Annotated in this window: 21 protein-coding genes; 7 read left to right on the forward strand and 14 right to left on the reverse strand. The window is 67.2% G+C overall.

Going from position 1 to position 26,897, the window contains the following annotated elements; genetic code table 11:
- Window positions 1–9 precede the first annotated feature (9 nt).
- Entirely contained in the window at window positions 10–927 is a 918-nt protein-coding gene (locus ACVOMM_RS11455; RefSeq protein ID WP_053517401.1) for an LpxL/LpxP family Kdo(2)-lipid IV(A) lauroyl/palmitoleoyl acyltransferase, read from the reverse strand.
- Between the two features lie 60 nt (window positions 928–987).
- On the opposite strand from ACVOMM_RS11455, the gene waaA reads away from it, so the two are divergent.
- On the forward strand, window positions 988–2,286 hold the full coding sequence (gene waaA, locus ACVOMM_RS11460; RefSeq protein WP_111186158.1) for a lipid IV(A) 3-deoxy-D-manno-octulosonic acid transferase: 1,299 nt from the start codon (window positions 988–990) through the stop codon (window positions 2,284–2,286).
- 214 nt (window positions 2,287–2,500) lie between these two features.
- Entirely contained in the window at window positions 2,501–3,709 is a 1,209-nt protein-coding gene (locus ACVOMM_RS11465; protein ID WP_481526263.1) for an amino acid transporter, read from the forward strand.
- 72 nt (window positions 3,710–3,781) lie between these two features.
- On the opposite strand, the gene ACVOMM_RS11470 is transcribed toward ACVOMM_RS11465, so the two are convergent.
- The 3 genes from ACVOMM_RS11470 to ACVOMM_RS11480 all read right to left on the reverse strand — a co-directional run bounded on the left by ACVOMM_RS11470 (window position 3,782) and on the right by ACVOMM_RS11480 (window position 6,622).
- Window positions 3,782–5,140 (reverse strand): TolC family outer membrane protein, encoded by a 1,359-nt coding sequence (locus ACVOMM_RS11470; protein ID WP_065175111.1) that lies wholly within the window; start codon window positions 5,138–5,140, stop codon window positions 3,782–3,784.
- 16 nt (window positions 5,141–5,156) lie between these two features.
- On the reverse strand, window positions 5,157–5,804 hold the full coding sequence (locus ACVOMM_RS11475; protein ID WP_053520104.1) for a protein-L-isoaspartate O-methyltransferase family protein: 648 nt from the start codon (window positions 5,802–5,804) through the stop codon (window positions 5,157–5,159).
- 140 nt (window positions 5,805–5,944) lie between these two features.
- On the reverse strand, window positions 5,945–6,622 hold the full coding sequence (locus ACVOMM_RS11480) for a TetR/AcrR family transcriptional regulator (RefSeq protein WP_065175109.1): 678 nt from the start codon (window positions 6,620–6,622) through the stop codon (window positions 5,945–5,947).
- Window positions 6,623–6,736: 114 nt separating this feature from the next.
- Between ACVOMM_RS11480 and ACVOMM_RS11485 the strand changes: the two genes are divergently transcribed.
- Together ACVOMM_RS11485 and ACVOMM_RS11490 are read left to right on the forward strand one after the other, a co-directional pair.
- On the forward strand, window positions 6,737–7,867 hold the full coding sequence (locus ACVOMM_RS11485; RefSeq protein ID WP_481526264.1) for an efflux RND transporter periplasmic adaptor subunit: 1,131 nt from the start codon (window positions 6,737–6,739) through the stop codon (window positions 7,865–7,867).
- A gap of 4 nt (window positions 7,868–7,871) precedes the next feature.
- Window positions 7,872–11,033: an efflux RND transporter permease subunit gene (locus tag ACVOMM_RS11490; protein ID WP_481526265.1), complete on the forward strand. Its 3,162-nt coding sequence runs from the start codon at window positions 7,872–7,874 to the stop codon at window positions 11,031–11,033.
- 202 nt (window positions 11,034–11,235) lie between these two features.
- Here the strand turns inward: ACVOMM_RS11490 and ACVOMM_RS11495 are convergent, their stop codons facing one another.
- Window positions 11,236–12,141, reverse strand: coding sequence for a LysR family transcriptional regulator (locus ACVOMM_RS11495; protein ID WP_065175106.1), 906 nt, complete (start codon window positions 12,139–12,141; stop codon window positions 11,236–11,238).
- A gap of 117 nt (window positions 12,142–12,258) precedes the next feature.
- Between ACVOMM_RS11495 and ACVOMM_RS11500 the strand changes: the two genes are divergently transcribed.
- Window positions 12,259–13,032 (forward strand): SDR family oxidoreductase, encoded by a 774-nt coding sequence (locus tag ACVOMM_RS11500; protein ID WP_053520099.1) that lies wholly within the window; start codon window positions 12,259–12,261, stop codon window positions 13,030–13,032.
- A 540-nt stretch (window positions 13,033–13,572) separates the two neighbouring features.
- On the forward strand, window positions 13,573–14,559 hold the full coding sequence (locus tag ACVOMM_RS11505) for a hypothetical protein (RefSeq protein ID WP_481526266.1): 987 nt from the start codon (window positions 13,573–13,575) through the stop codon (window positions 14,557–14,559).
- 98 nt (window positions 14,560–14,657) lie between these two features.
- On the opposite strand, the gene leuB is transcribed toward ACVOMM_RS11505, so the two are convergent.
- The 9 genes from leuB to ilvC form a co-directional block, all read right to left on the reverse strand.
- Window positions 14,658–15,719, reverse strand: coding sequence for a 3-isopropylmalate dehydrogenase (gene leuB, locus ACVOMM_RS11510; protein WP_065175105.1), 1,062 nt, complete (start codon window positions 15,717–15,719; stop codon window positions 14,658–14,660).
- The gene (gene leuD / locus ACVOMM_RS11515; RefSeq protein WP_053520097.1) at window positions 15,709–16,287 is read right to left on the reverse strand and encodes a 3-isopropylmalate dehydratase small subunit; all 579 of its coding nucleotides are present in this window, start codon (window positions 16,285–16,287) and stop codon (window positions 15,709–15,711) included. The genes leuB and leuD overlap by 11 nt, the downstream gene beginning before the upstream one ends.
- Window positions 16,287–17,705 carry a 3-isopropylmalate dehydratase large subunit gene (gene leuC / locus ACVOMM_RS11520; RefSeq protein ID WP_065181714.1) on the reverse strand — a complete coding sequence of 473 codons (1,419 nt, stop codon included), beginning with the start codon at window positions 17,703–17,705 and terminating at the stop codon, window positions 16,287–16,289. The genes leuD and leuC overlap by 1 nt, the downstream gene beginning before the upstream one ends.
- A gap of 60 nt (window positions 17,706–17,765) precedes the next feature.
- Entirely contained in the window at window positions 17,766–18,542 is a 777-nt protein-coding gene (locus ACVOMM_RS11525; protein ID WP_481526267.1) for a class I SAM-dependent methyltransferase, read from the reverse strand.
- 10 nt (window positions 18,543–18,552) lie between these two features.
- Window positions 18,553–20,139 carry a 2-isopropylmalate synthase gene (locus ACVOMM_RS11530; protein WP_065181712.1) on the reverse strand — a complete coding sequence of 529 codons (1,587 nt, stop codon included), beginning with the start codon at window positions 20,137–20,139 and terminating at the stop codon, window positions 18,553–18,555.
- Window positions 20,136–21,227 carry a threonine dehydratase gene (locus ACVOMM_RS11535; protein ID WP_481526268.1) on the reverse strand — a complete coding sequence of 364 codons (1,092 nt, stop codon included), beginning with the start codon at window positions 21,225–21,227 and terminating at the stop codon, window positions 20,136–20,138. Before ACVOMM_RS11535 ends, ACVOMM_RS11530 begins: the two co-directional genes overlap by 4 nt.
- A 96-nt stretch (window positions 21,228–21,323) precedes the next feature.
- A complete protein-coding gene (locus ACVOMM_RS11540; protein WP_053520294.1) occupies window positions 21,324–21,587 on the reverse strand; it encodes an ACT domain-containing protein in 264 nt (87 codons plus the stop codon).
- Window positions 21,571–23,307: an acetolactate synthase 2 catalytic subunit gene (gene ilvG, locus ACVOMM_RS11545; protein WP_481526269.1), complete on the reverse strand. Its 1,737-nt coding sequence runs from the start codon at window positions 23,305–23,307 to the stop codon at window positions 21,571–21,573. The genes ACVOMM_RS11540 and ilvG overlap by 17 nt, the downstream gene beginning before the upstream one ends.
- Window positions 23,308–23,344: 37 nt before the next feature.
- The gene (gene ilvC, locus ACVOMM_RS11550) at window positions 23,345–24,319 is read right to left on the reverse strand and encodes a ketol-acid reductoisomerase (RefSeq protein WP_053520296.1); all 975 of its coding nucleotides are present in this window, start codon (window positions 24,317–24,319) and stop codon (window positions 23,345–23,347) included.
- 696 nt (window positions 24,320–25,015) lie between these two features.
- Here ilvC and ggt point away from each other — a divergent pair.
- On the forward strand, window positions 25,016–26,734 hold the full coding sequence (gene ggt, locus ACVOMM_RS11555) for a gamma-glutamyltransferase (RefSeq protein ID WP_053520297.1): 1,719 nt from the start codon (window positions 25,016–25,018) through the stop codon (window positions 26,732–26,734).
- The last annotated feature ends 163 nt before the right edge of the window (window positions 26,735–26,897 follow it).

Consider the following 26,897-nt stretch of genomic DNA (forward strand, 5'->3'; position numbering starts at 1 on the left):
GTTCCACGGTTATTTGTAGAAGTCGCTGCGCCCGCCGGGCTGGCGCTTGAAGCGGCGATGGATCCACAGGTACTGGTCAGGGGCTTCGCGCACCATCTCTTCGATCGCCTGGTTGACGCGCGCGGTATCGGCTTCCACATCCTCGCTCGGGAAGTTCTCCAGCGGCGCGCCGATCTTCAGGAAGTACTTCCCGCCTTCGCGGCGGTGGAAGTACGGAATGACCGCGCAACCGGTCATCCGCGCCAGCTGGTGGGTGGCGGTGATGGTGGCGGCGGTGTGGCCGAAGAACGGAACGAACACGGTGTCCTTGCCACGCATGTCCTGGTCGGGGGCATACCAGAGGAAGCCGCCCTTCTTCAGGTGGCGCACGGTGGCGCGGATGTCCTCGTTGGCGAACATCGCCTTGGCATAGCGCAGGCGGCCGAACTTCACCGCCCACTCGTACACCGGATTCTTGTGTTTGCGGTACATGCCGGACAGGTCGACGTAGTCGCACAGCAGGCGGCCGCACATCTCCAGGGTCATGAAGTGCCCGGACACCAGCAGCACGCCGCGACCCTCGGCCTGCATCTGCCGCAGGTGCTCCAGCCCTTCGATCTGCACCTGCGGGCGGATGCTGTCGATGCTGCCCCACCAGGCACGGATGCACTCGAACACGCCCACGCCCAGGGCATCGAAGCTGTCGCGAACCAACCGCTTGCGCCAGGCATCGTCCTTTTCCGGGAAACACAGTGCGAGATTGACCTCGGCTGCACGGCGACGGCTGCCGGCCAGGCGCCAGGCGATCGACCCCACCCCGCGACCGAGGGCGCGCTGCAGCATCCACGGCAGGCGGGCGATGGCGAAAGCGCCGTACATGGCGGCGAACATCGGCCAGTTGCGGGGATCGCGCAGTGACGGGCGGACGGCAGTGGAGGCATCGGACATGGCGCCATTCTAGCAATCCGGCTGCGTGTCTTTCCCGGGGGTGTCCCGTATCCTTGCCGCATGCGCAAAGACCCTGTCGAATGGATCCTGCGCGGCCTGTATTCGGTCGTGCTCTACATCCTGCTGCCGATCACCGTGTACCACCTGGTCTGGCGCGGCTTCCGGGTCCGTGAGTATTTCCGCCGCTGGGACGAGCGCTACGCCTCCTATCCCCAGCCCAGCGGCCAGCCACGGGTCTGGCTGCATGCGGTCTCGGTGGGCGAGGTCAACGCCGCCGCGCCGCTGGTCAACGCCCTGCGCCAGCAGCGCCCGGATATCCGCTGGGTCATCACCACCATCACTCCCACCGGCTCCGAGCGCGTGCGCGCGCTGTGGGGCGATGCGCTGGACCACGTCTACCTGCCGTATGACGTGCCCGGCAGCGTCAACCGTTTCCTCGGCCACTTCCAGCCCAGCCTGGCGCTGATCCTGGAAACCGAGCTGTGGCCGAACATGCTGTTCGGCTGCCGTGACCGCGACATTCCGGTCTACATCCTCAATGCCCGCCTGTCGGCCCGTTCGCTGCGTGGCTACCGGCTGCTGGCCGCGCTGATCCGCCGCGCGCTGCGCACGGTGACGTGCGTGGCAGCCCAGTCGCAGGACGACGCAGAGCGCTTCGTGCAGCTGGGGGCGGCGCCTGACCAGGTGCAGGCACTGGGCAACCTCAAATTCGACATCGCCACGCCGGACGTGCAGGCCTTCATCGAACAGTTCCACGCACGGGTGCCGGACACGCGACCGGTCTGGATCGCGGCCAGTACCCATGATGGCGAAGAGCAGGCGGTGATCGAACTGCACCGGCGCCTGCGCCAGCACCATCCGGACCTGCTGCTGCTGTGGGCACCCCGGCATCCCGAGCGCTTCCCGAAGGTGGAGGCGCTGGCGCGCGAGCAGGGCTGGAACGTGGCGACCCGCCGTGCGCAGCAGTGGCCGTCCGCCGATACCGACGCCTTCATCATCGACACCCTCGGTGAACTGATGCCGTTCTATGGCTGTGCGCAGGTCGCCTTCGTCGGCGGCAGCCTGCAGCCGATCGGTGGCCACAACCTGCTGGAGCCGGCGGCGATGGGCACTGCCGCGGTGACCGGTCCGCACCTGCACAATTTCTCGGAGATCTCGCGGCGCATGCGCGAGGCCGGTGCGCTGTTGATCGGCGAAGACGTGCAGGCGGTCGGCGGTCTGCTGCAGCACCTGCTGGAGGATCCGCAGGCCCGCGAGGACATGGCGCACGCTGGATGCACGCTGGTCAGCAATGGGCGCGGCGCGCTGCAGCGGACGCTGGCGCTGGTGGCCCCGCACCTGCCACCGCCCCGCGGCTGAGCCGCACGCGGCGCGCTCGCCGCCGTACTGTCGCGATCAACTGGATTAAGCCTGCTTGACGGCTATCGTTCTGTCGTAGCAGGACCGGTCGCCGACGCCGCAACGTGCCTCGGATCACACCTCGCGGCATGCAGATGCAAATCTGATATCGATTGCCCGCACAGGCTGCCAGCCTGATGTCGACCGTGCTTGGACGGCATCAAGGGAGCTTGAGATGAGCGGCAGCGATGGCCATCGGCTTGGAATGGATCATCTGGGCGTGATCCTGATGACGTTGCTGCTCGGTGGCAGTGTCATCGCACGGGTCGGTCAGTACACGGCGGCGCAGGCGGGGCCGGCCGTCGTGCTCAGTCTGCTGCTCGCAGCCCTCGGTGCGGCGCTGGTGCTGGCACGCCTGTACAGGGTGGTGACGCAGGCGGATATGGCCGATGGCCTGCATGGCCTGCATGGCCTGCATGGCCTGCTGGTGGCCGGCTGGGGGCGGTCGATTGCCCGCGTGCTGTGCCTGGCGTTGTTGCTGGAGTGCACGGCGACGCTGGCGGGTGCGGCGCAGTCCGGGGCTGGCCATCTGCATGCGGCACTGGCGGCGGCGGGCGCATCCAGCGCCGGTACGCTGCCGGTGCAGGTGACAGCCGCTGCAGGCCTGCTGCTGTTGGGAGCCACCACGCTGATGCGACCGGCGCGGACGGTGCTGCTGGTGTGCGCGCTGTTGACCGTGAAGATCGGCATCGGCGTGCTGCTGCTGGCGCTGGCGGCCCGGTATGTGCACTACGCGCACTGGATCCCATGGGTTCCCCCCGCCACTGCACCGTATCGCTTCGGCCTGGGAGGCGTGCTCGCTGCGGCTGTGCCGCTGCTGGGCATCTTTGCCAGCGCCGGCCTGGCACTGGGTGTTCCCGGGGTGCCTGTTGGCGGGCTGGCGCGACGCCCACTGACGATGCTCATGGTGCTCGTCGCGGCGACGCTGATGCTGATCGCGCTGGCCGCACTGCAGGCGGGCCTTGTCGACTATCCAGCGCTGGCCAGCAGCCGGCCCTTGACGGTTGCGCTGCGAAGCCATCCCCAGTTGTCCTGGATGTTGCCGTGGTTGCCGCTGGCAGGCTATGCAGGGTTGGCGGCGCTGCAACTGGTGCTGCTGATGCTGGCGACGCGGCTGGCGCTGCCGCTGTGGCCGCTTGGAAACGAGGGCGACCCACCGGCGGCGTGCGTGGCGACCGTGGCGATCATCCTGTTGGCGACCCTGCTGGCGCTGTGGCTGCCGGCCGGCGTCTTGCCGGCGATGCCGGGGCCGGTGGGACTGCTGGTGGTGGCCGCCTTGTGCCTGGGGGGACTCCAGCGGCGCAGCGAGGTGACGCGCTCGCCTGCCGACGCCGTGCTGGGCATGGCGGCAGCAGCGTTGTGCCTGCTGCCGCTCCTGCGCTAGATCTCATCGCCGCGGCACAAACAGAAAAGCCACCCGGTCGGGTGGCTTTCCGTCAACACAGGCGACGACGACTTACTGGGTGGTCGTGGCGGGATTGCCCGCGTCCTGGGTCAGCAGGCGATTGATGTCCTGCAGTTCGGCCACGTCCAGCGCGCCCAGCGACTGGCTCAGCAGCAGGCGGTTCTGCAGGAAGGTGTAGCGGGCCTGCGCGTAGTCCAGCTGTGCCGAGAACAGGATGCGCTGGTTCTGGATCACGTCCAGCACCGTGCGGGTACCCACTTCCAGGCCGACCTGCGAGGCGTCGTACGCGCTCTGTGCCGAGACGACGGCCAGGCGGCGTGCTTCCACCTCGCTGATGCCCTGCACCAGGGTCTGGTAGGCATTGCGGGTGTTGCGATCCAGCGCGCGCTTCTGCTGTTCGTAGCCATCCTGGGCGATGTCACGCTGGGCCAGCGCCTGGCGCACGCCGGACTGGGTGGCGCCGCCGGCGAAGATCGGCACGCTGAGGGTCAGGCCGATGCTGTTGGTGCGCGCATCCGGGGACAGCGAACCCGAACCGGTGCTGTCGCCCCAGGTCGCGGTCTTGCCCCAGCTGCCGCCCAGCGACAGCGTCGGGTAGTGGGCGCCACGGGCGGCCTGCACGCCGGCCTCGGCCGCGCTGACCTTCAGCTCCTGCGCCTTCAGCGACGGGTTCTGGCTGGTCGCCTGCTGCACCAGTTCATCGATGTTGCCGCGGTTGGCCGGCACTTCGGGACGGAAGTCGGCCGGCAGCCCCTTGAGGTTCAGCACCGGCTGGCCGGTAAGTTCGGTCAGCGCCTGGTAGTTATCGGCCAGGGTGTTCTGCGCGACGATGGTGTTGGCGCGCGCCTGGTCATACTGCGCGCGCGCTTCGTGCACGTCGGTGATCGGCGCCAGGCCCACTTCCAGGCGCTTGTCGGCGAAGTCGAACTGCTTCTTCGCGGCCGCTTCGTTGGTCTGTGCGGCATTCAGCGATTCGATCGCCACCAGCACGTTGAAGTAGGCCGCCGAGGTGCGGACGATCAGGCTGTCGTTGGCCGAATCCAGGGTGAAGTCAGCCGCCTTGCTCAGTTCGCGCTGCGAGCGCAGGTTGTTGATCTGCGTCCAGTTGAACAGGGTCTGCGAACCGTCGATCGTGTAGTTGCGGCGCTTGCTGCTGACCGTGCCGGTATTGGCATCGGCGTTGGCTTCGCTGCGTGTGCGGTTCAGCGTGGCCTGGCCGTTGATCTGCGGAAGCAGGGCAGCGCGCGCCTGCACGGCGCCTTCCTTGTCGTACAGCCGGGTGGATTCGGCGGCCGACAGCTGCGGATCGCCGTTGCGCGCCATCTCGTAGACCTGCAACAGGTCAGCGGCATGGGCAGACAACGGCAGCAGGGCAGTGGCCAGCGCAACAGCGAGGGATCGGCGGATCATTGCGGCTTCCTTGGACTCAGAGGTGGAACTGGGGTGCCGGGGCGGCACCGCGCAGGTAATCGATATCGGTCTCGAACAGGGATTCGGTGCTGCCATCGGCCTTGATCAGAAGCGCTTCCATCGCCGGCGAACGGCCCTGGATCACGAACAGGCGACCACCCGGACGCAGCCACGAGGCGAACTGTGACGGCACCACGTTGACGGCACCAGTGACACAGATCACGTCAAAGCGACGTTCGGTCTGCCACGCCAGCGCGTCAGCCACTTCCACCCGGACGTTGGTACCAAGGCCGGAGGCATCCAGCCGCGCGCGCGCGGCGGTCGCCAGTTCCGGGTCGATCTCCAGGCTCAGCACGTCGCGCGCCAGCGCGCCGATGCAGGCGGCCAGGAAGCCGCTGCCCGTGCCGATCTCCAGCACTTCGTCACCCGGTTGCAGGTCCAGCGCCTGCAGGGTACGGCCCTCGATGACGGGCTTCATCATCTTCTGGCCATTGCCGATCGGCAGTTCAACATCGGCGTAGGCCAGTGCCCGGTGCGCGTCGGCGACAAAGGCCTCGCGCGGCAGGCGGGCCAGGACGTCGAGCACTTTGATGTCCAGCACGTCCCAGGGACGGATCTGCTGTTCCACCATCAGTTCGCGGGCGTGGGCGTAATCAATCGTCATGAGGTTCAAATCCAGCGCAGTGGGCCGGCCATTTTACCGGTGCCGGAGGCCGGCGGCGCGCCCAGAGCATCCGCTGCCGGGGGGCCGGGGTCGCAGTGCCGGAAGTCATCGCGACCACCGGTTCGTTCAGCTTTGCCGTTTCAGCCGGTTCCGGCTCCTCCGGGCGCATAGGCGCGCAGGAAGAAGTCGACGCTGGCCGCCACGTGGGTGACAGGATCGATCTCCACCGATGACAGTGGCATGCCGCACATCATATGCATGTGCACTTCACCCTTGACCAGGGTCAGGAACTGCTGCCCGGCCAGGTGATGGTCGGGAATCTGCAGCTCGCCCCGCTCGCTGCGCGAGCGCAGGAAGTCGGCCAGCGCCTCGCAGGTGCGCTCGGGCCCGGCCTGCCAGAACAGCTCACGCAGGCGTTCGTCGGTCTCCGGGGCCATCATCACCCGTTGGATCGAGATCGCCGCGTCGGAGGTGATCAGCTTGAAGAAGGCCAGGCCGATCCCGATCAGCTGGTCGCGCAGTGGCCCTTCGGCGTCGGCCACGAACAGCGCATCCGGCAGCATCTCGATGCATTTGGACTGCACGGCCTCGGAGAACAGGGTCTCCTTGTCGCCGAAATGGCTGTACACCGTCAGCTTCGACACGCCCGCCTGGGCAGCGATGCTGTCCATGCTCACACCGGTATAGCCCTGTTCGATGAACAGGGTCTTGGCCGCCTCGAGGATCGCCGCGCGCTTGCCAAGATCCTTGGGACGCCCGGGTCCGGCGGCCTTGGCAGCAGGCTTGGCCGACGGCTTGCGGGAAGTGGAAGAACTCATTGCGGTAATACTAGACCAAGCGGTTCGATATTTATACTATACCGGCCAGTTTACTAAATTGGGCCGGACGTTGCGGCTCCCCTGCTGAACTCAGTGTTGTCAGGACGTTGACCGATGAAGATCGTGCGCTGGATGGGCGGTATCGTGTGGGTGGCTGCGCTGGCAGCCTGTTCGGGACAGGAGCAGGCGCCACCGGCGGCCGTGCCGGTGCTGGTGGTGCATCCCGGCGAGCAGGTCGGGCAGGCGCCGGCGGCGTTTCCCGGTACGGTCCGGGCACGCCAGGAGAGCCCGCTGTCGTTCCGCGTCGGCGGCAACCTGATCAAGCGCCATGTGGACGCCGGTCAACGGGTGAAGAAGGGGGACGTGCTGGCCGAGCTGGATGTCGCCGACTTCGCCCTGCAGGCGCGCGCCTCGCAGGCGCAGCTGGCCGCGGCCGAAGCCGATCTGGTACGCGCCCGCGACGATCTCAAGCGCTACCAGGTGCTGGCCGACCAGCAGCTGGTCAGCCGCTCGCAGCTGGATCAGCAGTCTGCCGCGTTCAAGGCCGCGCAGGGCCAGGCCAACGCGGCCCGGGCCAACCTGGACGTGCTGCGCAACCAGGCCGGCTACGCCCAGCTGCGTGCGCCGGCCGATGGTGTGATCGCCAGCCGTGAGGCGGAAGCCGGGCAGGTGGTGGCCGCGGGCCAGACCATCTTCAACCTGGCCGCAGACGGTGGCCGCGAAGTGCTGATCGACCTGCCGGAAGCCACCATCCGCGACTACGCGGTAGGCCAGCCGGTGGAGGTGGAGCTGTGGAACCGCTCGGGGCAGCGCCTGCCCGGCACGATCCGCGAGATCGCCGCCGCCGCCGATCCGCAGGCGCGGACCTACGCAACCCGGGTCAGCCTGCCCGCCGATGCATTGGCCGATGTCGAGCTGGGGCAGAGCGCGCGCGTGTTCAGCAGCGCCGGCCGCCACGGCACCCTGCAGCTGCCGATGGCCGCTCTCCAGCGCGGTGCAGGTGGCGCAACCAGTGTGTGGGTGGTGGACCCGGCCAGCAGCACGTTGAAATCGGTCACCGTCAGCACGGGCGCCTATGGCATCGACGCCGTGCCGGTGCTGTCCGGCGTGGACGCCGACGACTGGGTGGTGGCTGCGGGCGGCCATCTGCTGCGATCCGGCCAGCAGGTCGTGGCGGTGGACCGGCAGAACCGCCCGGTGCTGAAGCCCGCAGCGCCGGCTGCCGCACCGAAGGCGAAGGAGTAAGCCTGTGCGCCGTTTCAATCTATCCGAATGGGCGCTGGGCAACCGCGCGCTGGTGCTGTTCGCCATGCTCGCCTTCGCCCTCATCGGCGCCTGGTCGTACAAGCATCTGGGCCAGTCCGAGGATCCGCCGTTCACCTTCAAGGTGATGGTGGTACGCACGATGTGGCCGGGCGCGACCGCCGAGCAGGTCTCGCGCCAGGTGACCGAGCCGATCGAGAAGGCGCTGCTCAACACCGGGCAGTACGAGTTCATCCGCTCCTACTCGCGCCCGGGCGAGTCGCAGGTGATCTTCGCGGCCAAGGACAGCCTGCGCTCCAAGGCCATTCCGGACCTGTGGTACCAGGTGCGCAAACGCGTGGGCGACATCAAGCCGAACCTGCCGCGCGAAATCGTCGGTCCGTTCTTCAACGATGAGTTCGGCGACACCTTCGGCAACATCTACGCGCTGACCGGGCAGGGCTTCGACTACGCCGTGATGCGTGACTACGCCGATCGCATCCAGCTGGAACTGCAGCGGGTGCCGGACGTGGGCAAGATCGAGCTGCAGGGCCTGCAGGACGAGAAGGTCTGGATCGAGCTGTCCAACACCAAGCTGGCCACGCTGGGCGTGTCGTTGCAGCAGGTGCAGCAGGCGCTGGCCGACCAGAACGCGATCAGCGCCACCAGCTTCTTCGAGACTCCGACCGATCGTGTGCAGCTGCGCGTGACCGGCCAGTTCCAGAGCATCGATGACATCCGTCGCTTCCCGATCCAGGCCGGCGACCGCACCGTGCACCTGGGCGATATCGCCGAGATCAAGCGCGGCTTCGCCGATCCGGCGTCGCCGAAGATGCGCTTCATGGGTGAGGATGCGATCGGCATTGCGGTCGCGATGAAAGACGGTGGCGACATCCTGAAGCTGGGCTCCACGCTGGATGCCGAGTTCGAGCGCCTGCAGAAGACGCTGCCGGCGGGCATGCACCTGCGCAAGGTCTCCGACCAGCCGCATGCGGTGGAAGAGTCGGTGGGTGAGTTCGTGCAGGTGCTGACCGAAGCGGTGGTGATCGTGCTGCTGGTGAGCTTCTTCTCGCTGGGCCTGCGCACGGGCCTGGTGGTGGGCGTGACCATTCCGCTGGTGCTGGCGATGACCGTCTTCGTCATGCACTACTTCGATATCGGCCTGCACAAGATCTCGCTGGGCGCGCTGGTGCTGGCGCTGGGCCTGCTGGTGGACGATGCGATCATCGCGGTGGAGATGATGGCCACCAAGATGGAACAGGGCTACGACCGCCTGCGCGCGGCCAGCTTCGCCTGGGAATCCACGGCGTTCCCGATGCTCACCGGTACGCTGATCACGGCGGCAGGTTTCCTGCCGATCGCCACGGCGGCGTCAAGCACCGGTGAGTACACCCGCTCGCTGTTCCAGGTGGTGACCATCGCACTGGTGGTGTCATGGATTGCGGCGGTGCTGTTCATTCCATACCTGGGTGACAAGATGCTGCCGGATCTGTTCAATCCGCAGCTGCCCAAGCCGGACAGCCTGGCCGGTCGCTGGCGTGCGAAGCGCCTGGCCTGGGCCGATCGCCATCCGGCGCTGCTGCGCTGGGTCGCACCGAAGGAGCATGCACACGACCACGATCCGTACCAGCGGCCGTTCTACACGCGTTTCCGCCGCTTCCTGGACATGTGCCTGCGCCACCGCTGGTGGGTGATCGCAGCAACGGTGGCCCTGTTCGTGTTCTCGTTGCTGATGTTCCGCTTCGTGCCGCAGCAGTTCTTCCCGGATTCGACCCGCCCGGAACTGATGGTGGATATCGAACTGGCTGAAGGCGCGTCGCTGCAGGCCACGCAGGCGCAGGCCAGCAAGCTGGAAAAGCTGCTGAAGGGCCGTGAGGGCATCGCCAACTATGTGGCCTATGTGGGTACCGGTTCGCCGCGCTTCTACCTGCCGCTGGACCAGCAGCTGCCGGCGACCAACTTCTCGCAGTTCGTGGTGCTCACCGAAGACGCCAAGGCGCGCGAGGCCACGCGCGACTGGCTGCTGAAGGACGTGATCCCGCAGTTCCCGGATGTGCAGATGCGCGTGACGCGGCTGGAGAACGGTCCGCCGGTGGGCTACCCGGTGCAGCTGCGGATCTCCGGCGAGCACATCGAGCAGGTGCAGGCGATCGCACGCCAGGTACAGGACAAGGTGCGGGAGAATCCGCATGTGATGAACGTGAACCTGGACTGGAGCGAGCCGAGCAAGGTCGTGCGGCTGGTGCTGGACCAGGACCGTGCGCGCGCGCTGGGCGTGAGCAGTGCGCAGGTGAGCCAGCTGCTGGGCACTTCGCTGTCGGGCATGAGCGTGAGCACCTATCGCGAGGGCAACCGCCTGATCGAGATGCTGCTGCGGGGTCCGGAGAACGAGCGCGTGCAGCTGGGCATGCTGGGCAGCCTGGCCATTCCCACAGCCAATGGCACGTCGGTGACGCTCTCGCAGGTGGCGCGCCTGGAGTACGTGTTCGAGGACGGCATCATCTGGCATCGCAACCGCCTGCCGACCGTGACCGTGCGTGCCGATATCAGTGACGGCAGCCAGGCGCTGGACGTGGTGCAGCAGATCCTGCCGACGCTGGATGGCATCCGCGCTGCACTGCCGAGCGGTTACCTGCTGGAAACCGGCGGAACGGTGGAGGATTCGGCACGTGGCCAGGACTCGATCAAGGCAGGCATGCCGTTGTTCCTGATCGTGGTCGCAACGCTGCTGATGCTGCAGCTGCGCAGCTTCTCGCGTGCCGCGATGGTGCTGGTGACGGCACCGCTGGGCATCATCGGCGCGACCTTGTTCCTGCTGCTGTTCCGTGCACCGTTCGGGTTCGTGGCGCTGCTGGGCACGATCGCGCTGGCCGGCATGATCATGCGCAACTCGATGATCCTGATCGACCAGATCCAGCAGGACATCGATGCCGGGCATGATCGCTGGCATGCGATCATCGACGCGACGGTACGGCGTTTCCGCCCGATCGTGCTGACCGCCCTGGCGGCGGTGCTGGCGATGATTCCGCTGTCGCGCAGCGCGTTCTATGGCTCGATGGCGATTTCGATCATGGGCGGGTTGATCGTGGGTACCGTGCTGACCCTGGTGTTCCTGCCGGCGCTGTATGCGGCGTGGTTCCGGGTGAAGCCGGATGAATCCGGGGCGTAATGCCCCGGGTTCCAGGGCCGCCGCCTCTGGCAGGTGCCAACCCTGGTTGGCACGGCGCGTTGCAGCCACGCATGGCATGGACGGATCTGCTCGCGGGATCTGCTTTCTGTAGAGCCGAGCCATGCTCGGCTGATCTTCGCGCGATGATGGGATGAGTCGAGCATGGCTCGACTCTACAGAAGCATCCATGCATGGCGTGGATCTACTGCAGTTGCAGGCCGCTCCGCAGCAGTGGCACCAGCCACTCCAGGAATACGTGCACGCGCTGTGCCCGATGCTGCCGATGCGGTTGCAGCAGGGTCACCGGCAACGGTTGTGCGACGTGCCGTGGCATCACTTCCACCAACGTGCCGGACTGCAGCTCGTCCTGCACGTCATAGCGCGGAATCTGCAGCAGTCCCAGTCCGGCCACGCAGCAGGCGATCGAGGCTTCGGCGCTGTTCACCCGCACCCAACCCTGCATGGGCAGCGTGCGCAGCTGGGTTCCGTCCTGCCATTCCCACGGTTCCACCCGCGCGGTCGTCGGCGAGGCGTAGTTCACCGCCCGGTGCTGCTGCAGGTCCGCCGGTTGCTGCGGGACGCCGTACGCGCGCAGGTAGGACGGCGCAGCCACGTTGACGAAGTCCAGCGTGCCCAGCGTGCGCGAAACCAGGCTGGAATCGCCCAGCTGGCCGACCCTCAACACCGCATCGCAGCCTTCCTCGATCAGGTTCACTGCGCGGTCGGTCATGCCCAGATCCACCTCCACCTGCGGGTAACGGGCGAAGAAGTCAGGCAGCGCCGGCGCCACGATGCGCCTGCCGATGCGGCTGGGTACGTCGATCCTCAGCAGGCCGACCGGCTGCGCGTCCTCCTGGCGGAACAGCGATTCGGCATCTTCGACCTCGGCGATCAGGCGCAGGCAGCGGGCGTGGAACACATCGCCATCGTGGGTGGTGGAGACGCGTCGCGTCGAGCGTTGCAACAGGCGCGTACCCAGCCGCTGCTCCAGTTCGGCGACCGCCGCCGATACCGTGGAACGGGGCAGTCCGAGCTGGTCGGCGGCGCGGGTGAAGCTGGCGCACTCCACCACCCGGCTGAAGATGCGGAAGCGGTCGATCCGATCCATTGTTCGCTCGATCTGGAAAGTTAAGTCAATGTTGCGGGCTTTATCCGCATTTTCCGCACGATATCGTCATCGGGGCAGGGTTGCCATCCCGGACAGCCCCACTCCGAGACCGAAGCCATGACCGACCACTCCCTCAAGGGCAAGACCGTGCTGATCGCAGGCGGTGCCAAGAACCTCGGTGGCCTGCTCGCCCGCGATTTCGCCGCCCACGGCGCCGGGGCCATCGTCATCCATTACAACAGCGATGCCAGCCAGGCCGACGCCGAAGCGACCGTCGCGGCGGTCCAGGCTGCGGGCAGCAAGGCCGTGGCCCTGCAGGGTGACCTGACCTCCGCTGCCGCCATGGAGCGCCTGTTCGCCGACGCTGTCGCAGCCGTCGGCCGTCCCGATGTCGCCATCAATACCGTCGGCAAGGTCCTGAAGAAGCCGCTGCTGGAGATCAGCGAAGCCGAGTACGACGAGATGAGCGCGGTGAATGCCAAGGCGGCGTTCTTCTTCCTCAAGGAGGCCGGCCGTCACGTCAATGATGGTGGCCGCATCTGCACCCTGGTGACGTCGCTGCTGGGCGCCTACACGCCGTTCTACTCCAGCTATGCAGGTACCAAGGCGCCGGTGGAGCACTTCACCCGCGCGGCATCGAAGGAGTTCGGCGAGCGGGGCATCTCGGTGACCGCGATCGGTCCCGGGCCGATGGACACGCCGTTCTTCTATCCTGCCGAGAGTGCCGATGCGCAGGCGTATCACAAGACCGCGGCGGCGCTGTCCGCGTTCACCCGCACCGGTCTGACCGACATTGCCGACATCGTGCCGTGGATCCGTTTCCTGGTTACCGACGGCTGGTGGATGACCGGGCAGACGGTGCTGGTCAACGGTGGCTACACCACCAAGTAACCGGGCCACGCTGGGCGCGGCTCCACCGCACTGCACCTGTGGCGCCGGGCCATGCCCGGCTCATGCAACAGCCATCGGGCATGGCTCGACGCTACAGGTGCCGCCCGGCGGGTCAGCCCAGCTTCGCCAGTACCGCATCGTGACCGCTCCTGCCGGCGGTGCCGTGAATGAATCCGTAGGTCCTGCCTCGGGCTGGCGTTGGGATGGGAGTGTTTGAAACTTATTGCATGGATCGGGGCACGGCGCCAAGGCATCTTGCGCAGGTATGAATATGAATCGGTTCTGCAGGTGCTGCGCTCGTCAATGTCCCCTTCCTTCAACTCCAGGCGCGGTACGCGCGTCGACGCCGGAACGGCCGTCGACGCGACGTCCCCGTCAACAGCGGTCAGGTGATCCATGCCGATACCGCTGCTGATGACCTCACGGATTCGCCTGGCTGGTCCCGTCGTGTTGACCTGGATGCTGCTGGTTGCTGGGGCGCCAGCGGTGGCCCGGCCGCCCTCGGACGGATGGATACTGGAGCGCACGGACTCAAGGAAGATGGCCCTGGCCGATCTGGCGGCCGTTGTCGAATGCCGTGCCGACCACCGCACAACGATACGCAATCATCTTCTGATCGGCGAGGTGCTGCGGCAGGACCGCGCGCCACTGCCGCGGAAGTACGGCAAGTGGCGGGTGCTTCGTGATGAGTACGGACGCACACTCATCGAACTGCCGAAACCGATCAAAGTGCATGGAGTCAGGTCCAGGACGTTGCTGCTTGATACGTTGATAAAGAGGCTCGTTCTGCCACGCGATGCAGGTGAGAGAATCGTTGCGGAACAGCAGTTGCAGGCGGTGCCCATCGCGTATGCATTCAACAGTGATGAATGGCACCGCAGGCTCCAGCAGCGCACTCCGAGCAACGGCAATGGCCTCACCGCAGATCAGAGGTTGGTGCTGGACCGGCGTGGAAGTGGCCTGTTGAGCATCGGCTGCGAATACATGCATCGTCAGCGCCCGGATTGGGTCAGTGAGCAGGCCTTCCGTGGGAGCGCACCGGCGGAGCGTGAACGGGCTGCGTTGGCGCTGCTGCCGCGGCTGATGAGCTGCGAGGGGACCATTGAAGAGCGCAACTGGCTTGCGACGGTCCTGATCTATCGTCGCTGGGAACCACTGGCGTGGCGACATGACGAGGACGGCCTGGGTACGGAATGGTGGGATCTGCCGCACCCCGTCGACATCGGCGGTTTGAGCGTGCAGCGGCTCTATCGGCGGGATCGCAACTTCCACGTGATACTGGCCCAGGACAGCGCTGCACGGATCGCAAACCGGCTCGGTGCTGCGCAGACCGGGGCGCGCAACGGCAAGGCGGAGTACTCGATCCATCAACCACAGCGCCAGGCCGCAGATGGCTGGCTGGAGCAGAAGCGACTGATGCTGGCCGATATCGGTAATGGCCTGACCGAGCAGGGATGCTACTTCCGGGAGGCGCTGCCCGAGCTGGGAGATCCCGTCTTCGATGGCGCAGGGGGCGGGCGCAGGTAGGGGCAACCAGCACGGCGCATCATGCGATGCCCGGATCGTCCGCGCTGCGGTGGGTGAGCGCTGCAAGGTGCCGGGCTGTGCGCCCGGCACCCGGCGGGTCAGCCCAGCTTCGCCAGCACGGCGTCGGTCGCCGCCGCCGTGCTCACGGCCTGGCCCTTTGCAGCCAGATCAGCAGTGAACACGCCATCATCCAGCACCGCGTGCACGGCCGCCTCCACAGCCGCCGCTTCGGCATCCAGGCCCAGCGAGTGGCGCAGCAGCATGGCCGCGCTGAGGATCGTCGCGTAGGGGTTGGCGATGCCCTTGCCGGCGATGTCCGGTGCCGAACCGTGGATCGGCTCGTAGATGCCGACCGCACCCGGTTCTCCCAGTGATGCCGACGGCAGCAGGCCCAGCGAACCGGCCAGCATCGAGGCCTCGTCGGTGAGGATGTCGCCGAACATGTTTTCGGTCACGATCACGTCGTATTCGCGTGGCTTGGCCAGCAGGTGCATCGCCATCGAATCGACCAGCTGGTGTTCCAGCGCGACGTCCGGGAACTCCTCGCGGCCGATACGGGCGGCGACGTCACGCCACAGGCGGGACGTCTCCAGCACGTTGGCCTTGTCCACCGAGGTCACCTTGCCTCGGCGCTGCTGTGCCAGGCGGAACGCGCTGCGCAGCACGCGCTCGATTTCGGCCACGGTGTAGCGGCAGAGGTCGCTGGCGCTGTCGGCATCGCGGGTCTTGTCGCCGAAGTAGATGCCGCCGGTCAGTTCGCGTACCACCACGAAGTCCACGCCCTTGAGCAGTTCGGCCTTGATCGGCGATGCCCCCAGGGCGGCATCATGGGTACGCACCGGCCGCAGGTTGGCGTACAGGCCCAGCGCCTTGCGGATCGCCAGCAGGCCCTGCTCGGGGCGCACCTTGGCGTTCGGGTCGGACCACTTCGGTCCACCCACTGCACCCAGCAGCACGGCATTCGCGGCCTGGCATGCGGCGAGGGTGGCGGCGGGCAGGGGCTCGCCATGGCGATCGATGGCGATGCCACCGATATCGTGCTCGCTGAACGTGAAGGTGTGGTTGAAGCGTTCGCCGATGGCTTTCAGGACCGCAACCGCAGCGGCGGCCACTTCCGGGCCGATGCCATCACCGGGGAGTACAACGATCTCAGCGTGCATGCTCACTCTCGTAACGTTCGATGTCAGGGACGCGGCCCAGCAGATAACCCAGTTGATCGACGCCTTCCAGCAGACAGGTCTGCGAGAAGCCATCCAGCGGGAAGGAGTAGACCCGGCCATCCGGCGTACGCAGCTCGCGTGCCGCCACGTCGATGGTCAGTTCGTCGTCGGGGCGCTGCATCAGTGCCTGAACGTCGGCTTCGTCCAGGACGATCGGCAGCAGGCCGTTCTTCAGTGAGTTGCCACGGAAGATGTCGGCGATCTCGCTGCTGACGATGGCGCGCAGGCCCAGGTCGGTCAGCGCCCACGGCGCGTGCTCGCGCGAGGAACCACAGCCGAAGTTGCGGCCCGCCAGCAGGATGCTGCGGCCGGCGTTGTGCGGCTGGTTGAAGGCGAAATCGGCCACCGGCGAACCGTCGGACTGCCAGCGCCAGTCATTGAACGCGTTGCGGCCCAGTCCGGCACGCTCGGTGGTGGACAGGAACCGGGCCGGAATGATCTGGTCGGTGTCGATGTTGGTCTGGCGCAGCACGACGCTGGACGAGGTCAAGGTGCGGAAACCGGCCATTACGCCACCTCCTGCGCGAACAGTTCGCGGGTATCGGCCACGTGGCCCTTCACCGCCGCCCAGGCGGCGCTCATCGGCGAGGCCAGCAGTGTGCGCGAGCCCGGCCCCTGGCGGCCCTCGAAATTGCGGTTGCTGGTACTCACTGCCAGTTGGCCGGGGGCGACCAGATCACCATTCATGGCGATGCACATCGAGCAGCCCGGCTCGCGCCATTCGGCACCGGCTGCACGCACGATCTCATCGATGCCCTCCGCTTCGGCCTGGCGCTTGACGATCTCCGAGCCCGGTACCACCAGCATGCGCACGCGCTCGGCGACGCGGCGGCCGCGCAGCACCTGTGCCACTTCGCGCATGTCGCTGAGGCGGCCGTTGGTGCACGAACCGACGAACACGACATCGACCGGCGTGCCGGCCAGTGCCTGGCCGGCCTGGAAGTGCATGTAGTCCAGGCCCTTCTGCGCGGCGGCGTCGTTGGCCGCAGGAATCGGCACATCGACCGCGATGGCGGTGCCGGGATGCGTGCCCCAGGTCAGGGTCGGACGGATGTCGGCTGCATCGATGTGGACTTCGCTGTCGAAGCGCGCGCCTTCATCGCTGCGCAGTTCCTGCCAACGGGCCACGGCCGCCTCGAAATCGGCGCCCTTGGGGCCGCGTGGCGTGTTGGCGACGAAATCGAAGGTGACCTGGTCCGGTGCCACCATGCCCGCGCGCGCGCCGGCCTCGATGGACATGTTGCACAGGGTCATGCGCTGCTCCATGTCCATCGCTTCGATGGTGCTGCCACGGAACTCGATCACATGGCCGGTGCCGCCGTTGACGCCGATCACACCGATGATGTGCAGGACCACGTCCTTCGCGCCGACGCCCGGCGCCAGGGGGCCGTCGACCGTGATTGCCAGCGTCTTCGCCTTCCGCTGCAGCAGGCACTGTGTTGCCAGCACATGACCCACTTCGCTGGTGCCGATGCCGAAGGCCAGCGAGCCGAACGCACCATGGGTGGAGGTATGGCTGTCGCCGCAGACGATGGTCATGCCGGGCTGGGTGAAACCCTGCTCGGGCGCGATGACATGGACGATGCCCCGGTTGTCCGAGCTCATGTCGAACAGTTCGATGCCGTGCTCGCTGCAATTGCGCGCAAGCGTGGCGACCTGCGCCTCGGAGGCGGCGCTGGCGTACGGCAGCCGGCCGTCGGCGGTGGCCGGCAGGGTCGGCGTGGAATGATCCATCGTCGCCTTGGTGCGGTCCGGCCGGCGTGGGCGGAGACCGCGTTCGCGCAGCTCGGTGAACGCCTGCGGCGAGGTCACCTCGTGGATCAGGTGCAGGTCGATGTACAGCACCGCAGGGGCGCTGTCGGATTCGGGAACGACCACGTGGGCGTCCCACAGTTTGTCGTACAGGGTGCGGGGTGCGGAGGTCATGCGGTTGCCTGGCAGAAGTACGATTGAACGAACATCGGGAAATAACGGGAAAGGGTCAAGTCAACGGCGGCGCGCGAGTACGCGCAGGCGCACGTAGTCAGCCAGCGGCTGGCCCGCCGCGTTGCGGGGCAGGTCGGCCAGCAGGGCCGCGGCGGCCTCGCGAACGGTGGCACGGGCCTCGACCGGCAGGTCGTCCAGCAGCGGTGCGGCGAACACCCGCAGCCATCCTGCCACGCCGGTCGGCAGTGCGGTGGGGCGCGGCAGGCATTCGATCAGCTGCACCTGGAAGCCGTGCTGGCGCAGGCGGTCGGCATAGGCGTCGGCGGTCGGGAAATACCACTGGAAACCGCTGGCGCCATGGCCATGCGCAGCACGTGCGGCCTGCACCGCGGCGATGATGGTCGCCACGTTGCCATGGCCACCGAACTCGGCCACGAAGCGGCCGCCGGGACGCAGTGCACGGCGCACGCCTTCCAGCACGGCGTCGGGGTGGCGCATCCAATGCAGCGCGGCGTTGCTGAACACCGCGTCGAACGCGTTGTCGAAGGACAGGGCATGGCCGTCCATCACCTGCGCATCGACGCCGCGCGCGCGCGCGGCGATCACCAGTTCCGGCGACGCGTCCACGCCGTGGATGCGTGCACCGCTCAACGCCAGTTCACTGCTGAGCACCCCATCGCCACAGCCCAGATCGAGGATGTGCTCACCGGCGCGCGGGTCGAGCAGGCGCGACACCGCGCCGCCGAGCAGCGGCACGAAGCCGGCATCGATCGCATAGTCCTGGGCGTTCCACTGCTGGCCCGCCGTAGCGGACGTGGTCGTGTCGAAGGCGCTCATGTCAGGTTTCTCAGGCGGTGGCAGGGGTGGCGGTTTCGCTGACGCTGCTGGCAGCAGCCTGGCGTTGGCGCAGCAGCCGGTTGGCAACGTCCAGCCAGGCCAGCGCGGAGGCTTCGATGATGTCCTTGCTGGTGCCGGTGCCGTCGTATTCGATGCCGTCGTGGCGCACGCTCAGGTTGGCCTCGCCGCGTGCATCGGCACCGATGCCGACGCTGTGCACGTGATAGCTGTCGAGCATCAGCTGCACGCCGGTGGCGGCCGACAACGCGCCGAACAGCGCATCCACCGGGCCATCGCCCTGCGCGGTCTCGGCCACGCGGTTGCCGTCCGGGTCGGACAGCTCGACCAGTGCATTGGCGCGACTGCCGACATCGCTGATGGTCATCGAGGCCAGGCGATAGCCCTGTGCATTGGCGCCGCCCTGCATCAAGGTCTGCAGGTCGGCATCGGTGACCACCCGCTGCTGCTCGCACAGGCCCTTGAACTGTTCGAACACCAGCTTCAGCTCTTCTTCGTCCAGCCAGAAGCCCAGTGCACGCAGGCGCGCTTCGACGGCGGCACGGCCACTGTGGCGGCCCAGCACCATCTGCGAATCCTCCCAGCCCACGTCTTCCGGGCGCATGATTTCGTAGGTGCCGCGATGGCGCAGCATGCCATGCTGGTGGATGCCCGATTCATGGGCGAAGGCATTGGCGCCGACGATGGCCTTGTTGCGCTGCACCGGCATGCCGACCAGGCGCTGCAGCAGCTGCGAGGTGCCGACGATGCGCGGGGTGTTGATCGCGGTGTCCTGCTCGTAGAAGGCCTGGCGCACCTTCAGCGCCATCGCGATTTCTTCCAGTGAGCAGTTGCCGGCGCGTTCACCGATGCCGTTGACGGTGCACTCGACCTGGCGGGCGCCGCCCTCGATGGCGGCCAGGGAGTTGGCCACAGCCAGTCCCAGGTCGTTGTGGCAGTGCGCGCTGAAGATCACGTTGGCGGCATTGGGCACGTCGGCCACGCCGGCAATGACCTGCTGGAACATCGCGCGGATTTCCTCCGGCGTGGTGAAGCCGACGGTGTCGGGCAGGTTGATGGTGGTGGCGCCGGCGGCGATGGCCACGCGCGAGACCTCGATCAGGTAGTCCAGCTCGGTGCGGGTGGCATCTTCGGCCGAGAATTCGACATCGTCGATGTAGGAACGGGCCAGCGATACATGCTTGCGTACCGACTCCAGCACCTGCTCGCGGGTCATCCGCAGCTTGTGCTCGCGGTGCAGCGGGCTGGTCGACAGGAACACGTGCAGGCGCGGGTTGGCCGCAGCTTCCAGGGCACGTGCCGAGGTCTCGATATCGGCCTGCAGGCAGCGCGACAGCACGGCCAGGCTCAGGCCCGGACGGCGCAGTTCGCGGCCGATCAGGGCCATCGCTTCGCGGTCGGACTGCGAGCTGGCCGGGAAGCCGGTCTCGATGATGTCCACGCCCAGTTCGTCCAGCGCACGCGCCATCACCAGCTTCTGCGGTGGGCTCATGCTGCAGCCGGGGGACTGCTCGCCGTCACGCAGGGTGGTGTCGAAGATGCGGATGCGCGGGGTGGTAATTCGTTCGATGGTGGTCACAGGGAGATCTCCTCGACAACAGGTGCAACGGCGTGCAGGGGGGAAGGGGGGGCAGCGGTGGTGGGCGTGACGCCGGTCCGTGCCGGCGGGCGGGGCGTCTCGGCGCGACGCCGGCGCGGCTTGCGCGGCGGGCGTGGGCGGATGTCGGTCAGCAGGCCGGCCAGCACGCCGGCATCGATGTTGCCGCCGGAGACCACGGCGCACTTGCGGCGCCCGGCGATGCGTCGACCGGCAGCCAGTGCCAGCGCGCCCGCGCCTTCGGCGATGATGTGTTCTTCCAGTGCCAGCCGCACCAGCGTTTCACGCAGTTCGGCCTCGCGCACGATCACCACGTCGTCCAGCAGCGAACTGCACAGGCGACGGGTCAGGAAGCCGGGGATCTTCACCCGCACGCCATCGGCCAGCGATGCCACCGGGGCGATCTCGCGGACATCGCCGTGGATCGCACGGGCCATCGAGTCCACGCCTTCCACCTGCGCACCAATCACGCGCACGCCCTGCGACTTGAGCGCCAGGGCGACGCCGGCGGCCAGGCCGCCACCGCCGATCGGTACGATCACCACGTCCGGCGCGTGCGCGGCCAGCTCGATGCCGACCGTCCCCTGGCCGGCGATCACGTCGGCGTCGTCGAAGGCGGACAGGAAGCGATAGCCATGACGCTGCGCCAGTTCGACGGCGAAGGCGCAGGCCTCGTCATAACTGCTGCCGTGCTGGCGTACGGTGGCACCCCAGTGGGCGACACCGGCGATCTTGGTTGCCGGTGCACCGTGCGGCATTACGGTGATCGCGGGGACATCCAGCCGGTAGGCGGCCCAGGCAACGCCCTGGGCGTGATTGCCTGCCGAGGCGCAGATCACCGGGCGGCTGTCACCGCGCTCGCGGCCGGCCAGCAGGGCGTTCAACGCTCCGCGCACCTTGTAGGAGCCGGTCCGCTGCAGATTCTCCAGCTTCAGCCAGGTGCCGAAGCGTTCGGCATGATGCAGTGGCGTGGGCGGCAGGAAGCGGCGCAGGCGCGCCGGCGCGGCCAGGACATCGGCGACGCTTACGTCGCCGACATCACTTTCCTTGCTGGTGTCAGCGGCCGGCATGGGCCACCGGTGCGGTGCGCGCGACCATCGCATGCGGGTACGGGCGGCGAAGAAGACGCCTCCGTACCGGCACCGTGGTCACAACGGTACGGGTGTTCATTGCGATACTCCTTCGATGCTGCTGTCTACCGGCGTCAGCTCCACCGATACGCAGTCGTAGATCTTTTCGATCTGCCGGCACAGCGTCTCCGCCGGTCGCTGGCCGTCCACGACCAGCTGCAGGTGCCAGCGTCCGTCATCGGCGGCGTCCGGAGCACCGCTGATCGAACGCGGCGCGAAGCCACGGCGCTCGGCCATGCCGATCACGCGCAGCAGCGCGCCTTCGGCCGGCTGCAGCACCAGGTCAAGCCGGTATTGCATTGGGAGTCTCCTGGCGGGCATGGGCTGGATTGCTTTCCAGCATGGTGCTGTTGGCGGTGTTCGGCGGCACCAGCGGCCACACGTTGGCGCGGGCGTCGATGGCCACGTGCAGCAGCGCCGGGCCCGGCTCGGCCAGCAGCGCGGCCAGGCCACCTTCGACGTCATCGCGCGAATCGATGCGGCTGGCGGCGATGCCGAACACCTGGGCCAGGGCGACGAAATCCGGGTTGTCGGACAGATCGATCTCGCTGTAGCGCTCGGCGAAGAACAGCTCCTGCCACTGCCGGACCATGCCCAGCGAGCTGTTGTCCAGCAGCACGATCTTCACCGGCAGGCGGCACCGGGCGATGGTCGCCAGCTCCTGCACGTTCATCATGAAGCTGCCATCGCCGGACACCAGCACCACGGTACGCTCCGGGCAGGCAAACTGCGCGCCCATCGCCGCCGGCAGGCCGAAGCCCATCGTGCCCAGCGCGCCGCTGGTCAGATGGTTGCGCGGATGATTGAAACGACAATGCTGGGCCACCCACATCTGGTGCTGGCCGACGTCGCAGGCAATCACCGTGTCGGCGGGTGCCAGTTCGCTCAGGCGCTTCAGCAGCGCCGGTGCGTAGATGTGCTGCCCTGGCGCGTCGTAGCGGGCGGCGAAGCGGTCGCGATGCTGCGCACAGCGGCTGCGCCATGCGTCCTGATGGGCCCTGGGGGAGGGGAAGGCCGCATGCAGGGCACGGATGGCGTGGCCGACATTGCCGGGCACGGCGACGTCGGCGCTGCGCAGCTTGGAGATCTCGTACGCATCGGCATCGATATGGACCACGCGCGCGAACGGAGCGAACTCCGCCAGCTTGCCGGTGGCGCGATCATCGAAGCGTGCGCCCAGCACCAGCAGCAGATCGCTTTCCTGCACCGCCATGTTGGCAGCGCGGGTGCCGTGCATGCCCAGCATGCCCAGCGACTGCGGATGGTGTGCCGGCAGAGCACCCAGTCCACGCAGGGTCATCACCGTGGGAATGCCACTGGCCTCGATGAAATCGCGCAGGTCCTGCACTGCATCGCCCAGTGCGATGCCACCGCCGGCATACACCACCGGCTTCTCCGCCGCCGCCAGCGCTGCGATGGCGGCGGCAATGGCGTCGTCGGTGGCTGCCGGCGGTGGTTCGACGCTGCTCGGCACATGCACCGGCAGGTGACTGGCATCGGCCACCTGCACGTCCTTGGGCAGGTCGATCAGCACCGGGCCGGGACGTCCTTCGCGGGCAATGCGGAAGGCATCGGCGACCACGCGGGGCAGGTCATCGACGCTGCGTACCAGCCAGCTGTGCTTGACGATCGGCATGGTCAGGCCGAACACATCCAGCTCCTGGAAGGCGTCGGTACCCAGCAGGGGCGTACCGACCTGGCCGGTGATGCAGACCATCGGCACCGAGTCCAGCATCGCATCGGCGATACCGGTGACCAGGTTCGATGCGCCGGGGCCGGAGGTGGCCACGCAGACGCCCACTTGGCCGCTGGCGCGTGCGAAACCGTTGGCGGCCAGCGCCGCGCCCTGCTCGTGCCGCACCAGGATGTGCTTCAACGACGAATCCACCAGCGCGTCGTAGAACGGCATGATGGTGCCGCCGGGATAGCCGAACAGCGTGCGGACGCCTTCGGCCTCCAGTGCCTGGGTCAGCCAGCGCGCCCCGTTGGGTGGCGCGCTGCGGTGTGTGGAAGAGTTCATGGGGGACCTTGCAAGCGGGTGGGGGAGGGCCGCGTGGTTACGCGGCCTGTCCTTGCAACCAGACCATCTTGGCGCGCAGTTCCTTGCCTACCTTCTCGATCGGATGCTCCAGGTCGGCCTGCTTGAACCGGTTGTAGTTCGGCAGGCCCGCTTCGTACTCGGCCACCCAGTTCTTGGTGAAGGTGCCGTCCTGGATGTCCTTCAGTACTTCCTTCATGCGCTCCTTGGTGCCGGCATCGATCACCCGCGGGCCGCTGACGTAGTCGCCGTACTGCGCGGTTTCGGAGATGAATTCCAGCATGCGCGAGATGCCGCCTTCGTAGAACAGGTCCACGATCAGCTTCAGTTCGTGCAGCACTTCGTAATAGGCGATCTCGGGCTGGTAGCCGGCTTCCACCAGGGTCTCGAAACCGGCCTGTACCAGCGCCGAGGCGCCACCGCACAGCACCGCCTGCTCACCGAACAGGTCGGTCTCGGTTTCTTCCTTGAAGGTGGTCTGGATCAGATTGGCGCGGGCGCCACCGAGACCGGTCGCATAGGCCTGCGCATGCTGCGCGGCCTGGCCGCTGGTGTCCTGGTAGACCGCCCAGATGCACGGAACGCCACGGCCGATCTCGTACTCGCGACGCACCAGCGCGCCCGGGCCCTTCGGTGCGACCAGGACCACGTCCAGGTCGGCGCGCGGCTCGATCATGCCGTAGTGGACATTGAGGCCGTGGGCGAACAGCAGGCACGCGCCCTGCTTCATGTTGGGCGCCAGCACGTCGTTGTAGAGCTTCTTCTGCACCATGTCCGGAGTCAGCACGGCGACCAGGTCGGCATCCTTCACCGCATCGGCGGGAGCCACGACGGTGAAGCCATCGGCCTGGGCCTTGGCTTCGGTCGGGCCGCCCGGCCGCAGGCCTACCACCACATCGAAGCCGGATTCGCGCAGGTTCAGTGCGTGGGCGCGGCCCTGGCTGCCGTAGCCGATGACGGCGATCTTGGTCTGGGGCAGGTCGTTGGTGCTCATGGGGGAGGTTCCTTGCGGTGGGAAGAAAAAAGAACGGCCGGTCGTCGAAGCGACGTACCGGCCGGTCAGGGGAAAGCGGTGGAGGAGGGGCCGCGCATCGCACAGGAACGGCCGCCACGAGGCATCGTGGTGCAGCAGGTCCGGGTTTTGCAGAAGGCGGTGGTCATGGTGGTTGCGTCTGAAACCAGGTCTTGAAATGAAAAAACCCGCACCTGGGCGGGTGCGGGTTTTTGATCGAGTTCCGGTGTGTTCTATCTGCTTACACGCTGGCTCGTCCCGCACCTGTTGGTTGGGTAATAAGTACGAGCACAAGAATCGAACGCAGCGACGCGGCGCCGATGTCGGCGGCTTCGATGTGGGTTCGCGGTGGTGTGTTGTGTTGCAGCATGTGATCGAGAGAAACACAGCTGTTTTGACGATGTCAACCCTTGTCGGCGTGATTCCAGGCACTTTCCGCTGCGTCCAGCGGAATCGCTTGTGGCGCAAGGATGGTTGCCGCTGAAAGTGTTTCGGTGAACCCGAATTCACTCCTTTCACCAAGGTTTTTGCGCGGATTTTGGGGGTTCTGCCCGCCGGGCATGACCCGGTGCCGGCAGCGGTCGCCGCGGCCGCCTCGCCCCATGACCTCTGCCCGATACCGCGTGAAGGCCGCAGCGGCGATGATCGGTGCTACCACCCTTCCATCGGAACCCGACTGTGTCCCGACGCCTTGCCCGTTCCCTGCTGGCTGCCGCCGTCCTGGCGGCCATGCCCGCGCTTTCCCTCGCTGCCGACCGCATCACCGGCCACACCTTCGCCACCCGCTCGGAAGTCATCGCGCCTCACGCCATGGCGGCCACTTCGCAGCCACTGGCCACCCAGATCGCACTGGACGTGATGAAATCCGGCGGCTCGGCGGTCGATGCCGCCATCGCCGCCAATGCTGCGCTGGGCCTGATGGAGCCGACCGGCAATGGCATCGGTGGCGATCTGTTCGCCATCGTCTGGGACCCGAAGACACAGAAGCTGTACGGCTACAACGGGTCCGGCCGCTCGCCGAAGTCGCTGACCCTGGCCGAGTTCCAGCGCCGCGGCCTGAAGGAGATCCCGGCGACCGGGCCGTTGCCGGTCTCCGTGCCGGGTGCCGTCGATGGCTGGTTCGCCCTGCATGGCCGCTTTGGCCGCAAGCCCATGGCCGACAATCTTGCGCCCGCCATCCGCTACGCGCGCGAAGGCCACCCGGTGGCCGAGGTGATCGCCTATTACTGGGATCGTTCCGTGCCACGGCTGTCGCAGTATCCCGGCTTCAAGGAACAGTTCACGGTCAACGGGCATGCCCCGCGCAAGGGCGAGATGTGGAAGAACCCGAACCTGGCCGATACGTTGCAGAAGGTGGCCGACGGCGGCCGGGATGCCTTCTACAAGGGCGAGATCGCCCACACCATCGGCGATTACTTCAAGGCCAATGGTGGCTACCTGAGCTACCAGGACATGGCCGACCACCACGGCGAGTGGGTCGAGCCGGTCAGCAGCAACTATCGCGGTTACGACGTATGGGAGTTGCCGCCGAACAGCCAGGGCATCGCCGCGCTGCAGATTCTCAACGTACTTGAAGGCTACGACTTCTCGAAGATTCCATTCGGCTCGCCCGAGCACGTGCATCTGTTCGTGGAGGCCAAGAAGCTGGCCTTCGCCGATCGTGCGCGCTTCTACGCCGACATGGCCTTCCAGCCCGCACCGGTCCAGAAGCTGATTTCCAAGGAGTATGCCGCTCAGCGGCGTGCACTGATTTCCATGGACAAGGCGTTGAAGGAAGTGCAGCCGGGCACGCCGAAGCAGCTGGAGGAGGGCGATACGATCTACATGACCGTGGCCGATGCTGACGGCATGATGGTGTCGCTGATCCAGTCGAACTACCGCGGGATGGGCAGCGGCATGGCGCCCCCGGGGCTCGGTTTCATCCTGCAGGACCGCGGCGAGATGTTCGTGCTGCAGAAGAACCATCCGAATGGCTACGCACCGGGCAAGCGCCCGTTCCAGACCATCATTCCGGCGTTCATCACCAAGGATGGAAAGCCCTATGCCAGTTTCGGCGTGATGGGCGGTGCGATGCAGCCGCAGGGCCACGCGCAGATCGTGATGAACCTGGTGGACTTCGGCATGAACCTGCAGGAGGCCGGAGATGCGCCGCGTATCCAGCATGAAGGTTCCACGGAGCCGACCGGTCAGGCCACGGCGATGACCGATGGGGGGGAGGTGAACCTGGAGACGGGCTTCCCGTACGAAACGGTGCGCGCGCTGATGCGCAAGGGGCATCGCATCGTGTTCGCCGACGGTCCGTACGGCGGGTATCAGGCGATCATGCGGGATCCGGACACGGGCGTGTACTACGGCGCGTCGGAGAGTCGGAAGGATGGGCAGGCGGCGGGGTATTGAGGTCCCGGCCACCGGGCTGAGCCCCCTCGCGGCTGATCGCCAGAGCCGATCATGGATTGGGGGGGGGGGGGGGGGGGGGGGGGGGGGGGGGGGGGGGGGGGGGGGGGGGGGGGGGGGGGGGGGGGGGGGGGGGGGGGGGGCGGCGCGCGGCGGCCCCCCGCCG

Source organism: Stenotrophomonas sp. STEN009, from assembly GCF_056760395.1.

What these genes read in the sequence shown, in the direction of transcription:
- ACVOMM_RS11455 (WP_053517401.1), bottom strand. Translation starts at nt 927, where the DNA reads ATGTCCGATGCCTCCACTGCCGTCCGCCCGTCACTGCGCGATCCCCGC.
- waaA (WP_111186158.1), top strand. Translation starts at nt 988, where the DNA reads ATGCGCAAAGACCCTGTCGAATGGATCCTGCGCGGCCTGTATTCGGTC.
- ACVOMM_RS11465 (WP_481526263.1), top strand. Translation starts at nt 2,501, where the DNA reads ATGAGCGGCAGCGATGGCCATCGGCTTGGAATGGATCATCTGGGCGTG.
- ACVOMM_RS11470 (WP_065175111.1), bottom strand. Translation starts at nt 5,140, where the DNA reads ATGATCCGCCGATCCCTCGCTGTTGCGCTGGCCACTGCCCTGCTGCCG.
- ACVOMM_RS11475 (WP_053520104.1), bottom strand. Translation starts at nt 5,804, where the DNA reads ATGACGATTGATTACGCCCACGCCCGCGAACTGATGGTGGAACAGCAG.
- ACVOMM_RS11480 (WP_065175109.1), bottom strand. Translation starts at nt 6,622, where the DNA reads ATGAGTTCTTCCACTTCCCGCAAGCCGTCGGCCAAGCCTGCTGCCAAG.
- ACVOMM_RS11485 (WP_481526264.1), top strand. Translation starts at nt 6,737, where the DNA reads ATGAAGATCGTGCGCTGGATGGGCGGTATCGTGTGGGTGGCTGCGCTG.
- ACVOMM_RS11495 (WP_065175106.1), bottom strand. Translation starts at nt 12,141, where the DNA reads ATGGATCGGATCGACCGCTTCCGCATCTTCAGCCGGGTGGTGGAGTGC.
- ACVOMM_RS11500 (WP_053520099.1), top strand. Translation starts at nt 12,259, where the DNA reads ATGACCGACCACTCCCTCAAGGGCAAGACCGTGCTGATCGCAGGCGGT.
- ACVOMM_RS11505 (WP_481526266.1), top strand. Translation starts at nt 13,573, where the DNA reads ATGGCCCTGGCCGATCTGGCGGCCGTTGTCGAATGCCGTGCCGACCAC.
- leuB (WP_065175105.1), bottom strand. Translation starts at nt 15,719, where the DNA reads ATGCACGCTGAGATCGTTGTACTCCCCGGTGATGGCATCGGCCCGGAA.
- leuD (WP_053520097.1), bottom strand. Translation starts at nt 16,287, where the DNA reads ATGGCCGGTTTCCGCACCTTGACCTCGTCCAGCGTCGTGCTGCGCCAG.
- leuC (WP_065181714.1), bottom strand. Translation starts at nt 17,705, where the DNA reads ATGACCTCCGCACCCCGCACCCTGTACGACAAACTGTGGGACGCCCAC.
- ACVOMM_RS11525 (WP_481526267.1), bottom strand. Translation starts at nt 18,542, where the DNA reads ATGAGCGCCTTCGACACGACCACGTCCGCTACGGCGGGCCAGCAGTGG.
- ACVOMM_RS11535 (WP_481526268.1), bottom strand. Translation starts at nt 21,227, where the DNA reads ATGCCGGCCGCTGACACCAGCAAGGAAAGTGATGTCGGCGACGTAAGC.
- ACVOMM_RS11540 (WP_053520294.1), bottom strand. Translation starts at nt 21,587, where the DNA reads ATGCAATACCGGCTTGACCTGGTGCTGCAGCCGGCCGAAGGCGCGCTG.
- ilvG (WP_481526269.1), bottom strand. Translation starts at nt 23,307, where the DNA reads ATGAACTCTTCCACACACCGCAGCGCGCCACCCAACGGGGCGCGCTGG.
- ilvC (WP_053520296.1), bottom strand. Translation starts at nt 24,319, where the DNA reads ATGAGCACCAACGACCTGCCCCAGACCAAGATCGCCGTCATCGGCTAC.